Below are 12,642 nucleotides of genomic sequence, written 5' to 3' on the forward strand. Positions count from 1 at the left end.
CCCTACCGCAGGGGGGACACCGCATCGTCGGTGTCGTGTTGAACTGACCGTCGGGCCACGGTTCCCGCGGCAGAGAAGAGGATCAGGCCCGCCCCGATGGCGAGCCAGATGGCTGCCGTAAGCATGCCGATGCCAAATCCCCACGGGCTGACCCCCGAAGCGAGTGCCGGACCGGCGCTGGCACCGAGGAAGGTAAAGGATCCGTACAGTGCCGTTGCGCCGCCCGTTTCCTCCGGATGTACTTGCGCCAGAAGTGATTCGACGATGGCCGACGCCGTAATGGCGATGGCCGCCACGAGCACCAGCACCGTGATCGACAAGGCAACCAGGGAACCTGACAGAACCGATCCGCCCGCACCCATCGCCGCCACACCCATCGCCGCCACACCCATTGCCGCCGCGCCCCGGCGGGCCGGTCGGCACCGCCTCAGCACCCGACCCAGAAATGGAATGACGAGCAGTGCCGGCACGGTGGCCAATCGCAGCACCTGCAGGGCCTCGGGATTTCCGGCATTTGAAGGCGGCCCCACCAGCGAGATGGTGGTGAAGACGCTGACATACGCCCCGAGGAAAGTGGCTGCAGCACCAAACAGCGCGACCAACCGCCACCTGCCCAGAATCGTCACCAGGACTCCGAAAAGGCGCGTACCACCGGGGTGGTCCCTGGGCCGCGCCCTCGGAACCAACGCAGCAACTGCCACGGTTGCCACCACGAGCGCGCCTGCGCCGACCACAAAGACCGCACGCCAGCCGGCTGCCGCGGCGATCATCTGCGCGGCGACGGGAACGACCGCCGCAGCGGCGAGAAAACCGCTGGTCAAGCAGCTCAAAGCGAGTAGGCGGTGGCGCGGATCGATGCTCTCGGCGATATACGTGAACGCGGCCGGGGCGAAGGCGGCGGCTGCGCAGCCCTGCCCCGCGCGAGCGATCAACTCCAGAAGGAGCGTGGACGGCAGCGCTGCCAGCAGTGTGGTGACCGCGGCGGCGAACAGGCCGACCGTCATCACGGTATGCGGCCCGAACCGCGACGCCAGCGGCCCCGCGGCGAGGAAGCCGAGAGCATAGGCGACGCCGAACACAGTGGAGGTTGCCGTCACGTGCGCAGGGTCGACACCGAAGATAGCGGCCATCTGCGGAAGTAGCGCCAGTACCGAGTACATCTGTCCCACAGCGGTGATGGCCGCAGCGGTGAGAATGACGATTACTCGTCCGGACGGGGCATATCGATCCCGGACTACGTTGATCGGACCGATGTCGGTGTTCGGCTGTAGGCCCACACCGCCTCCTTCGTGCGTTCCCGATGGGTGAACCGTGTGATGGTCGCGCCTATCGCTTCGTGGTGGCCCAGTAGCACACCGGGCACGGATCGTGGGCCCCCATCAGCGGCGCCGGCGCAGGTCCATCCGGTAGCTGTAGCGGCGGGGATTGAGTCGCGAGGTGGTGAACTCGACCGGCCGCCCCCCGGCGTCGTGGTACAGCCGCTCGATGAGCAAGACGGCGTCTCCCGCCGAGCATCCGATCAGTTCGCTCTCCGCCTCCTCGGCTTGGGTGGCGTGGATATTCTGAGTTGCGGAGACGATGCTCTCGGGTAGTAATCGCTCTGCCGATTGAATGATCGTGCTGTCGGTCTCCCACAGTCCCCGCTCGATCACGTTGTCCGCCAATGAGGAAACCATGTAGTGCCGGGTCAAGGCGAAAGGCGCATGGTTGTAGCAGCGTTGGACGAGTGCGCAGCGGACGTCTGAGATATCCGCACCGAGGTGGCGGGCGATCGCGGGCTCGCTCACTCCCCGTCGGAAAGGCTCGAGTAACCGGGTGGTGGTGCCGGGCCAGCTCATGATTTCGTCGAGCGATCCGATTGCACGCTGGTAGCGACCTGAGTTCGTCTCGTGCCCAATCAAGTACGTGCCACTGCCCTGGACGCGGTGCACCATGCCCTCCTCGACCAGGTGACCGATCGCTTGCCGGATCGTGTGTCTGCTGACGCCGAAACTCTGCCGAAGTTGGTCTTCGGTGGGCAGCTTGTCACCCACGGCGTACTCACCGCGTTCGGCTCGCCGCCGAAGTTGTTCGGCGACGAGCCGGTACGCGGGACGCCTGAGATACGAATGCGTCTCCACAATCACGCCTGTCTGTCATTTCCTCGCGGAGGGTGCTTCCTCGCTGAACAGCGACACCCCGCGGGTCTCGGGCAGATACCGCAGCAGAAGCACGAACGACAGCGCTGCAATCGCGACCAGGTAGAGAGCGGGCGCGACGATGAGCGCTGCCGCAGCTGCGATGGCGGTGGCGATGAACGGGCCGGGCCCGCCGATGAGGGCCTGCGCGACGTTGAAGCCGATCGAGCTACCCGTCACCCGCAGTCGGGCCGGGAAGAGCTCGACCATGAGAACGCCGAGCATGACATTGGCCAGGGCCTCGAAGGCCGCGAAAATCACCAGGCCGATCAGGGCGAGGTACCAGGTGCCGGTCGAGAGCAGAACGAAGCAGGGGACGGCGGTCAGAGCAATGCCACCGGCGCCGAGCAGCATCGTGCGTCGGCGACCGATACGGTCGCCGATCATCCCTGCCACGGGGCACATGAGCGAGTAGATGAGCAACCCGAGCACCGCGAGTTCGAGGGCGGCGGTCTTGGTCATGTGGACCTCGACAGTGAGGAAGGTGACCACGAAGGTTGCAAGGTAGTAGAAGCCGAGGCCGGTCACCGCGGTGCAGACGAACACCAGGAGGATTCCGGATCGGCTGTGCTTGCCGGCGTTGCGCAGGGGGGCGTGCTCGACCTCGTGAGCGCGCTGGAGCTCCTGGAATACGGGAGTGTCCTCGAGCCGGAGCCGGACGTAGAGGCCGAGGACGGCCAGCGGGCCGGCGACGAGGAAGGGGACGCGCCAACCCCAGGTCGTCATCTGGTCGTCGGACAGCAGGGTGGTCAGCAGCAAGGTCACCGCACCCCCGGCCATGACCCCGATGCCGGCGCCGGCGGAGACCACACTGCTCCACAGCCCGCGTCGGCGGGCCGGTGCATATTCGACGAGGAAGGCAGCTGCGCCGGCGTACTCGCCACCCGCGGAGAATCCTTGGGCGCACCGAAGGAGCACCAGAAGAGCGGGAGCGGCAAGGCCGATCGTGGCGTAGGTCGGCAGGATGCCGATGCCGATGGTGCAGATACCCATGACGACGATTGCGACTGAGAGCGCCGCACGGCGACCGGCGCGATCGCCGAAAGCCCCGATCAGCAGCCCCCCGAGCGGACGAAAGAGGAACGCGACGCCGAAAACGGCGAGGGAGGCCAACAGCGACGTAGTGGCGTTCCCGGACGGAAAGAACAGCGCCCCGATGGTCGCGGCCAGAAACCCGTACACCGCGAAGTCGAACCACTCGAGGAAGTGGCCGATGCCCGCGGCGACGGCCACGCGTCGAGACACGTGGGGTGCCAGCGTCCCCGATGAGGTCAGCGCATCAGTCGTCGGTGCATCTCCCGCAATCGTGGGGGGTAACGGCGATACAGGGGGTGGGTTCGTCATCGAGGTCTCCTCGGGAAGCGTCGTGGACTTCTTTCGCCACGACGTGAATTTGGTCCTGCGGGAATCTGATCGGTCTTTTGGCGCGCCCATGATCCTCCGCCTGGCAGCTCGCAGTGAAGTAAGCCACAGTTGTACGGATGACTTGAAGCTAGTCAGGGTCGGTGCTTGCGTCAACCCCTCAAAAGTTGCGCGCCGGCCGCTGGGCGGGAACTGGCCGATGAAAATGCTGTGAACTGGCAATTGAATGCCCACTGGCGTCTAGTCCATGGGCGGAATGGGAAGGGGTCGGTTTCCATTCGCGTCATGATTGACAGATGTAAGACTTCGCAATAGTGTCTCAAGTCATACGGACAAATTGTGGCGACGGCGGGGATCGGATCCGCGTCCGTGGGCGGCTCCCACAGGAACCGCAACTGACGTGTCCACGAATCATGGAAGGGAAGTGCGCATGTCTGGCAGCACGATCGCCGAACGACTCGGTGTCTTCGCCGCAGGTCTGGAGGTCGATGCGCTTCCACAATCGGTCGTCGAGCGGACGACAGGGTGCCTCATCCACGCGTTGGCGGTGGGGATGGCCGGGTCTGCGGCCGGCTTCGGTCGACAGGCCGAGCAGGCCAGCCCTGGAGTGAGTTCGCCTCCGAACCTGGAGGGATACGCCCGCTCGCTGGTGACCGGGCAATGGCATCCGGCCTCGACGGCGGCCTTCATCAACGGAGTGCATCTGCATGCCCGGGCGCAGGAAGACACACACGGTACTTTTCATCCGGGAGTGAGCGTCATCCCCGCAGCCCTGGCGGCCGCAGAGTCCAGCGCTGTCGACGGCCGGACCCTGCTGGCGGCGGTGGTCGCGGGTTACGAGGTGGGTATTGCACTGTCGGGGCCGCTCACGGACCTGACCACCCCGCCCTTTCGTGCGACGGCGGTCTTCGGGCCGGTGGCTGCCGCCGCTGCCGTCGGGCGGATCCGCGGCCTGAGCGGCGAACGCATGACCTCCGCACTGGCGATCGCCGCATCGATCTCGGGCGGCACGTCCGAATCGTTCGGTGCGGGAACCGACGAGTGGCATTTCCAGTCGGGGATCGCGGCGACGAGCGGGCTGATGGCAGCGCAACTCGCCGAAACCGGTGTCGCGGGGTCCCGGACGGCGTTCGAGGCCGAAGCAGGATTCCTCGACTGCTTCTCGCGATCGCGGGAGGCAGCGGAAACACTCGCCCGTGACCTCGGCCGGTCCTGGAACATCCTCGACGTCACCTTCAAGCCGTACCCGGTGTGTGCGTTCAATCAGGCGCCGGCCATGCTCGCGGTGCGGCTGCGCGAGTCCGGTCTCCGCGCCGACGAGGTCGCGTCGATCCGGCTGCGGATGAACGAACGCGAAGCCACCTATCCGGGCATGCCCTCGCGGGGGCCCTTCGCCAGCACCTCACAGACACTCATGAGCGCCAGATTCGCCTTCGCGACCGGTCTCGTCCAAGGCGACATCACCTACGACCTGCTGCAACAGTTCACCGATCCCCAGGTGCTCGACCTCATCGGCAAGATCGACCTCGTCGCCGAGCCGGGACGCTCAGCGAAAACCGCACACGCCACCGTGACCCAGATCGACAACACCACGGTCCACGACGCCATCGAGGACTCTGATGCGATGCTGTCGTGGCACATGGACGGCGTCGTCCGCAATGCCGAACGCCTCGCCACCGAGATTCCGCTGGTGGCAGAGGAATTGGAGACCCTGGTCGACAGCGTGGCCACGTTGCCGCAGGCGTCCTCCGTCGACCCGTTGATCCGGTCGGCACTGGCGGGAATCTCCGTCGGAACGTGAGGACAGCATCCCCACATCCTCCTTGATGTGCGCGGTACCTCGAAGCCGATACCGCGGCCCCAATTGACAGTGCCGGGCACTCGGTCCGGCCGTGAAACGAGAAAGAGCACTATGACCGAGAACGTCGTTGCCACCGCCGAGAGACGAAACAGCGAACTCCAACACCGAAAGATGTACATCGACGGCGAATGGGTCGATGCGATTTCCGGTGAGGTTTTCGAGACCGTCAACCCGTACAACGGGCAGGCCTGGGCCACTGCACCACTCGCTGGACCGGCCGACGTGAAGAAGGCCGTCGAGGCCGCACGCCGGGCGCTGTCCGGGCCGTGGGGATCGATGTCCGCGGCGCAGCGAGGTGTCCTGATCCGCAGGTTGGCGGCGCTGATCGAGCCCCAAGCAGAGGAGCTCGCGCGCATCGAGACCACCGACAACGGCAAGGTCATCCGCGAGACACGCGGCCAGATGGCCGGGCTACCGGCGACCTACGAATTCTTCGCCGGCGCTGCCGACAAGATTTTCGGTGACACCATCTCCGCGCCCCAGACGAACTTCTTCACCTACACCCGCCGCGAGCCGATCGGCGTGGTCGCCGCAATCTTGCCCTGGAACAGCCCGCTGTTCCTGCTGGCGAGCAAGCTCGCGCCCGCCCTGGCCGCGGGATGCACATTTGTCGCCAAGCCGGCCGAGCAGACGCCGTCGTCCACCCTCGAGTTCGCGAAACTCGTTGATGAAGCCGGTTTCCCGCCTGGAGTGTTCAACGTCGTCACCGGCGCCGGAGCCACTGGAGCCGCGCTGACCGCCGAACCCGGGGTGGACAAAGTCACCTTCACCGGATCGACTGCCACCGGAATCGCGGTCATGAAGAGCGCCGCCGACCACATCGCGGAGGTCACCCTCGAACTCGGCGGCAAGTCCCCGAACATCATCTTCCCCGACGCCGACATCGATGCGGCCGTCAACGGGGTGATGGCAGGAATCTTCGCCGCCACCGGTCAGACCTGCATCGCAGGAAGTCGGTTGCTGGTCCACGAATCGATCCGCGACGCCGTCGTCGAACGGCTCGCCCAGCGCGCACCCCAGATCAAGATGGGTGATCCGCTCGACATCGAAACCGAAATGGGCCCCATCGCCTTCGCCGAGCAACTCGAGAAGGTTCGCTACTACGTCGACCTCGGAGTCAGCGAAGGCGCCACGGTGGTGTGCGGCGGAGAGCGTCCGCAAGACACCGACCTGGCCGACGGGTACTTCTTCCAGCCCACCATCCTCAGCGGCGTCGACAATTCGATGCGCGTGGCACGGGAAGAAATCTTCGGACCGGTGCTGTCGGTCATCACCTTCACCTCGGAAGAGGAGGCGGTCCAGATCGGCAACGACACGACCTACGGACTCGCCGCGGCGGTGTGGACCAAAGACATCCAACGCGCACACCGCGTGGCGCACCGCCTCGAGGCCGGCACGATCTGGGTCAACTCCTACCGTGTGCTCGCCAACAACGTCCCCTACGGCGGCTTCGGCCAGAGCGGCATCGGCCGCGAAAACGGCATAGAAGGCCTCGACGCGTACCTGCAGACCAAATCCATCTGGGTCGAACTCACCGGCGAAAGCCGCGACCCCTTCAAACTCGGCTGAGCCCACGAGGAGAACAAACTGATGACTACCACCTTCGACATCCCCAAGACCAGCCGGGCGGCGGTGCTCACCAAGCACAGCGAGCCGCTCGAGATCCGCGAAATTCCAGTGCCTCAGACCCTCGAACCGGGCGCACTCCTGGTCCGAATCGAAGCCGCGACGGTGTGCGGATCGGACCTGCACCTGTGGGACGGCTCCCTCGGCGGCAGCCAAGCGCTGGATCTGCCCGTCATCCCCGGACACGAAATGGTCGGCCGGGTAATCGCATTCGGTGACGGCGCCGAGCGGGACACCTTCGGTACACCGCTCGAGATCGGCGATCGCATCTGCTTCACCCACGCCTCATGCAACCAGTGCGAGCACTGCCGGTTCGACAACCAGCCCACCCTGTGCACCAACCGCCAGTACTACATGTTCACCAACTGCGAACGTCCCCCGTATCTGGTCGGCGGCTTCGCCGAATACGCCTACGTCTTCCCCAACTCGGGACGAGTGCGCGTGCCGGACGAGGTGGAAACCTCCTGGGCATCAGCGGCCAGCTGCGCATTGCGAACGGTCGTGCACTCCTTCGAGCGCATCGGCAAGATGAACCCCTGGGAAACCGTCGTCATCCAGGGCGCCGGCCCGCTCGGTCTGTTCGCGACCGCCCTCGCCGATCACCTCGGCGCCGGGCGAATCATCACCATCGGCGCCCCCGACAACCGCCTGGCCATCGCCAAGCAATACGGCGCCACCGACCTCGTCTCCGTCGCCGAACACCCCGAACCCGAAGACCGAATCGCCGCGGTCCGCGACCTGCTCGGCGGCCACGGCGCCGAAGTCGTCTTCGAATTCTCCGGCGCACGCACCGCATTCCCGGAAGGCTTGGGAATGATCAAAGAAGGCGGCCGCTACATGGTCACYGGCCAGATCGACGGCCCCGGCAAGGAAGTCCCGGTCCGGCCCGGCTTCATCACCCGACAGCAGCTGACCATCATGGGGACCTGGTCCGGACACATCGCCGAGTACCGCAAGGCACTCGAATTCATGAAGAACACGCACGGCAAGTACGACTTCGGTGCACTGGTCCCGAACCGGTACCGGCTCGACCAGGCCACCGAGGCGCTGACGCGTATGCGGGCGCAAGAGGACATCAAGCCGATGCTCGTCCCGCACGGAACCGAAGGAATCTGACGTGAGGCCCCTCGACGGCATTCGTGTGCTCGAGATGGGCCAGTACATCGCCGCCCCCTACTGTGCGATGATGCTGGCCGACCTGGGCGCGGAGGTCATCAAGATCGAGCGGCCCGACGGCGGCGATCCGCGCAGAATCTATGATCCGCTCGAGCAGACCGAGACCGGGTCCATGAGCGGCGGGTTCCTGAGCTACAACCGCAACAAGAAGTCCGTCACCCTGGACTTGAGCGCGGAGAGTGACCGAGCACGGTACCTGGCTTTGGCGGCGACCGCCGACGTCGTCGTAGAGAACCTTCGCCCCGGGGCAGTCGACCGCATGGGAGTGGGATACGACGCGCTCAAGGAGATCAATCCACGCCTGATCTACTGCGCCATCAGCGGATACGGGAGGTTGTCGACACATCGGGGTGAATTCGCCGAACGGCCGGCCTTCGACACCGCAATCCAGGCGATTGGTGGGCTGATGGCGGTGACCGGAGAACCGGGGGGCCCGCCGTTGCCGACGGTGACCGGTTTCGCGGACGTCTTCACTGCCGTGCATGCCACCGTCAGCGTGCTCGCCGCTCTTGAGGGCCGTCACCAGTCCGGTACGGGTACGTTCGTCGATCAGAGCATGTACGACTCGGTGGCGTCCCTGCTCGAACGCGAACTCATGCTGTGGGATTTCACGGGCGAGCATCGAGTGCGCGGGGTGGATCGGTATTCGCCACTCGGCGCTCTCGAAGCCGAGGACGGTTATGTTGCACTGATTCTGCCCACCCATGAGATGTGGCGGCGGCTGTGTGTGGCAATCGAGCGGCCCGACCTGCTCGACCATCCGCTGCTGGACTCCGTCGTTCACCGGGCCGAGAACTTCGCATCGGTGATCCGCCCAGAAGCCGAACGGTGGACACGGTCCCGCACCCGCCGCGAGATCGTCGAGCACTTCGCCGCGCATGGGCTTCCCGCCGGAGAAACCCAGACCATCGACGAGCTCTACCAGTGCCAACACCTCGACGCGCGTCGCATGTTCCTCGAGATCGACGATCCGCATGCCGGTCGCCGTCGGATGATCCGGACACCGTTCCTGACCGACACCTACGACGAACCGCGCACCGACTCCGCGCCCCAGCTCGGCGAGCACAACGACGAACTGCTTACGGAGGTGGAACCGACCACCGCCTGACGCACCCCGCCGACATGCAGGCGGCGGCGGGGACACCAGTACCGCCGCGATAAGCCCGACATCCGTATCGCGGCCGTGTTCTGGTGACGGAAGTCCGTCGGCGGCCTGACTCCGGCGCCGGACGGACTGAGTATGGAGGTGTGATCGCAAACGGTCACACCTCCATACTCGATTGATCAGTATCAATTTTCGAGCTACAGATGTCGAGATGGACTCTGTGGCCACGAATGCTCTGGTTTCGCAGTAGATCACCAATGCGGAGCGGCCCCCGTTGAAGATTCATCCGGACGAGCACTAGTGTGGTGGATGGAACCCTGCCGGCCGCATCAGGGAGAAGGAGGGGCCCGTGGTGACGAACAAGGTAGCTCCCGCGGAGCGTGGTGTGCCGGCGTACAAAGTGCTGGCCGAGAAGTTGCGGACCGACATCGAGGCCGGTGTCTACTCGGTCGGACGGAAAATGCCCACCGAAAGCGTGCTGCAGTCGGTCCACAACGTCAGCCGTCACACGGTCCGCGAAGCCCTGCAGATACTGCTCTCCGACGGGCTGATCTACCGCGTGCAGGGCAGCGGAACCTATGTGAGCGGCCGCCAACAGGACACCCGGGGCCGCTACGTCCGCTCGATCGGATCCCTCGACGAAATCATCGTCTGGCCCGACACGAACACCGAGGTGATCGAACCATTCACGGTCGTCGTCGAGCCCTCCATCGCGTCCCGATTGGAATTGCCGTACATCGAGGTCAGCAAGGCCACCGTTCGCCGTTCCTTTGAGGGGATCCCCTTTGTCCTGACGCGCCACTACGTCGAACCCGACCTCGGTGCGAAACTGGCCGCGGAGGGGGTCCCGTCGGTCGGCGAGGGAACCGTGATCGGGGCGGCAGAAAAACTGCTCACCAAGCCGATCATGGGCGCACGGCAAGAGATCACCGCCATGAACGCCCCGGAGTACGAAGCCGAACTGATCGGATGTCAAGCAGGAGACGCCATACTGCTAATCGAGCGTCTCTACTACGACGCGGACGGGAAATTCGTCGAGTTCACGTCCTCTCACTTCAATCCGCGCCGGTACTCGTACCGCATGGAATTGCGGCGGCGAGGAGCCTGAGCACGAGGAAGTGAACGTGTGACTCGCGGCCGTTATAGCGCACGGCGGCGAGCCGCACATTTCCTTGTTGAGTGAACGATTGGGACGCTGTAAGTGGCCCTGGTTGGCCCCTTGTACAGCCGTCCGAAGTCCGCATTGAGTGTCGACATCGCGCGCCCTCGCGCGCATCTCGACGACTAAACGCTGCCACAGAGCTGTTCGCTACAGTTTTTTCGCGCTCGGCTCCTCCGGGCAGGACGTCACCGTCGAGTTCAGTTTCGCCTCGGTTGTATCCAGGCGACTGGACCCGTAAGAACACAGCATCGTCGATCTCGTGTCGTTCAAACATGGTCAGAAGCCGACTGCGCTGGGCAGCGAGGATCGCCCGGCGCATCGTCAGTATCTGTATCTGGAGCGATACCGGGTCCTCCTGCCGGACAGTCAGTGCGCGCAGGTGCTCCTGAAGCTCGGCGTCGAGCCGATCGGCAGGGAGGGGGCGGTGTCGCGCTGAGCCGGGTCCGTCACATACCGCAACCCTTCCTCGGTCAGAGCGATTTCCGCTGTCCGCTGTCCGGCAGAGTCGTCGACGGAGTCATAGTGGGCCCATTTGATCACGCGCGGCAGGGACATGCCCTGCCCGAACAGGGTCACTACGATGACACCAGCTGTGATGAACACGATCAGGCTCTTGTACTCGAAGGGACGCCCATCTGCCGTGGTGTCGGGAACAGCGAGCGCGCCGGCCAGCGATACCCCGCCACGGACACCGGACCATGCGAGCGGAAAACGCTCACGCACACTGATCCGGCGTGAAACTTGACTACCGCGGCGGTCGATGGCCCGAAACACGGAAGGCATCGTGTAGAAGTACAGCAGCCGACAACCGATCACGCCGAAACCGGCCAAGACAACCGCTGCCCACCCTACCGTCAACGATTGAGGCGCCAGATCATCTACAGCGGAGGGGATTTGAGTACCCACCAAGACGAACAGTCCCGAATTGAGGACATACGTAGTCAGTGACCAAAAAGGCTGAGTCTGCATTCGAGTGGCTGGCGGAATTACACGCGGTCCACGCCGGGCAAGCAGGAAAACTCGCCGTCACGACAGCGATGACACCCGAGGTATGTATCTGCTCTGCAAGCAGGTACACCACAAACGGCGTCAAGACGCTGAGCACACTCGATAGCATCCAGTCTCGGAGAAACCGGTGAGCGACCAGTGCGGTCCCGGCGACCGCGACACCGAACACCACCCCGCCAAGATAGCTTGCGGCGAAGGCCCAGCTGATGTGCAGCAGGTCGAGATGGCGCGCGCCGATCGCGACCGGGACGGCGGTGGCCAGAAGTGCCAGCGCAGTCCCGTCGTTGATCAGGCTCTCCGCTCGCAGCAACGTCATGAACCGGGGCGGTAGGAGGTGAGCCAGCGCGTAATTGGCGGCGGCATCGGTCGGGGCAAGCACGGCCCCGACGACGAACGCAACCGCCCACGGAATGTCCAGGATCCGATGCAGGCAGGCGGCCACTGCGGCGGTCGTGGCAACCACGAGCACGACCGCCAGCAGAACCACAGAGCGGGCATCGCGACTCGCCGTTCGCGTAGAGGTCGTCAGAGCCTCCCAGTACAAGATCGCAGGAAGGAACAGGACGAGGACCCACTCGGGGGGGGCAACTCGAAAGCAGCAATAGTCGGGTTCAACCCAGTAGGCAGCCACCGAGCAGCAGGGCGGCCGGTTGGACCATCCGAATCCGAGCGCCCCATACGGTGAAGATGATGACCGTACCGAGCATTGCGACGAGTAGTTGAATCGACTGCAATGGTCACCTCATGGCTATTGAGTGCTGCGGGGTACGTGCTTTCTGCGCTGGCGGAAGGTGTGGGTCGGCCGCCAGACAGACGTTGTCGGACCCGCCTCGAGGCGGGTCCGGAATGAGATTGCACGACGGGGTCGGAGACCCACGTCGTGTTCGTCCCTCTTTGATCCAGTGGGGACCGCTCCCGCCCTCGGGTTGCCCGGGGGCGGGAACGGTGGTGTGGGTGGGTTAGATGGCTTGTGCGGTGGGGAGGATGGTGATTTCGGTGAGGTTGACGTGCTTGGGGACGGCGGTGAGGAAGGCGACGGTTTCGGCGACGTCTTCGGATTGGAGGACGTCGATCTGGTCGATCAGGTCGGCCATGAGTTTGCTGGCGTCGGGGTCGGTGACGTGGTCGGGCAGTTCGGTGTCGACCATGCCGGGTTCGATGGTGG

At 64.8% G+C, this 12,642-nt stretch carries 10 protein-coding genes and 1 pseudogene; 5 read left to right on the forward strand and 6 right to left on the reverse strand.

Annotated elements, in window-relative coordinates:
- Positions 1-2 precede the first annotated feature (2 nt).
- The 3 genes from AC1D1G_RS19580 to AC1D1G_RS19590 all read right to left on the reverse strand — a co-directional run bounded on the left by AC1D1G_RS19580 (position 3) and on the right by AC1D1G_RS19590 (position 3,521).
- Positions 3-1,277 (reverse strand): MFS transporter, encoded by a 1,275-nt coding sequence (locus AC1D1G_RS19580; protein WP_477953341.1) that lies wholly within the window; start codon positions 1,275-1,277, stop codon positions 3-5.
- A gap of 102 nt (positions 1,278-1,379) precedes the next feature.
- A complete protein-coding gene (locus AC1D1G_RS19585; protein WP_346842857.1) occupies positions 1,380-2,126 on the reverse strand; it encodes a GntR family transcriptional regulator in 747 nt (248 codons plus the stop codon).
- 9 nt (positions 2,127-2,135) lie between these two features.
- A complete protein-coding gene (locus tag AC1D1G_RS19590) occupies positions 2,136-3,521 on the reverse strand; it encodes an MFS transporter (RefSeq protein WP_477953343.1) in 1,386 nt (461 codons plus the stop codon).
- 448 nt (positions 3,522-3,969) lie between these two features.
- Between AC1D1G_RS19590 and AC1D1G_RS19595 the strand changes: the two genes are divergently transcribed.
- The 5 genes from AC1D1G_RS19595 (at position 3,970) to AC1D1G_RS19615 (ending at position 10,415) form a co-directional block, all read left to right on the forward strand.
- A complete protein-coding gene (locus AC1D1G_RS19595) occupies positions 3,970-5,340 on the forward strand; it encodes an MmgE/PrpD family protein (protein ID WP_283335630.1) in 1,371 nt (456 codons plus the stop codon).
- 111 nt (positions 5,341-5,451) lie between these two features.
- On the forward strand, positions 5,452-6,969 hold the full coding sequence (locus AC1D1G_RS19600; protein WP_167117959.1) for an aldehyde dehydrogenase: 1,518 nt from the start codon (positions 5,452-5,454) through the stop codon (positions 6,967-6,969).
- Between the two features lie 21 nt (positions 6,970-6,990).
- Positions 6,991-8,142 carry a zinc-binding dehydrogenase gene (locus AC1D1G_RS19605; RefSeq protein WP_095869774.1) on the forward strand — a complete coding sequence of 384 codons (1,152 nt, stop codon included), beginning with the start codon at positions 6,991-6,993 and terminating at the stop codon, positions 8,140-8,142.
- A 1-nt stretch (position 8,143) separates the two neighbouring features.
- Positions 8,144-9,310 (forward strand): CaiB/BaiF CoA transferase family protein, encoded by a 1,167-nt coding sequence (locus tag AC1D1G_RS19610; RefSeq protein WP_283335629.1) that lies wholly within the window; start codon positions 8,144-8,146, stop codon positions 9,308-9,310.
- A 349-nt stretch (positions 9,311-9,659) separates the two neighbouring features.
- Positions 9,660-10,415, forward strand: coding sequence for a GntR family transcriptional regulator (locus AC1D1G_RS19615; protein WP_241031749.1), 756 nt, complete (start codon positions 9,660-9,662; stop codon positions 10,413-10,415).
- A 420-nt stretch (positions 10,416-10,835) separates the two neighbouring features.
- Here AC1D1G_RS19615 and AC1D1G_RS19620 read toward each other — a convergent pair whose 3' ends face one another.
- From AC1D1G_RS19620 to AC1D1G_RS19630, 3 genes and pseudogenes are all read right to left on the reverse strand, one after another.
- Positions 10,836-11,438 carry a cation:proton antiporter domain-containing protein gene (locus AC1D1G_RS19620; RefSeq protein WP_477953345.1) on the reverse strand — a complete coding sequence of 201 codons (603 nt, stop codon included), beginning with the start codon at positions 11,436-11,438 and terminating at the stop codon, positions 10,836-10,838.
- The gene (locus tag AC1D1G_RS19625) at positions 11,344-12,108 is read right to left on the reverse strand and encodes a cation:proton antiporter domain-containing protein (RefSeq protein WP_477953347.1); all 765 of its coding nucleotides are present in this window, start codon (positions 12,106-12,108) and stop codon (positions 11,344-11,346) included. The genes AC1D1G_RS19620 and AC1D1G_RS19625 overlap by 95 nt, the downstream gene beginning before the upstream one ends.
- A 328-nt stretch (positions 12,109-12,436) precedes the next feature.
- A pseudogene (locus AC1D1G_RS19630) lies at positions 12,437-12,642 on the reverse strand (short-chain dehydrogenase); the annotation flags it as partial.

The sequence above is a fragment of the Rhodococcus sp. P3_B8 genome (assembly GCF_056402775.1).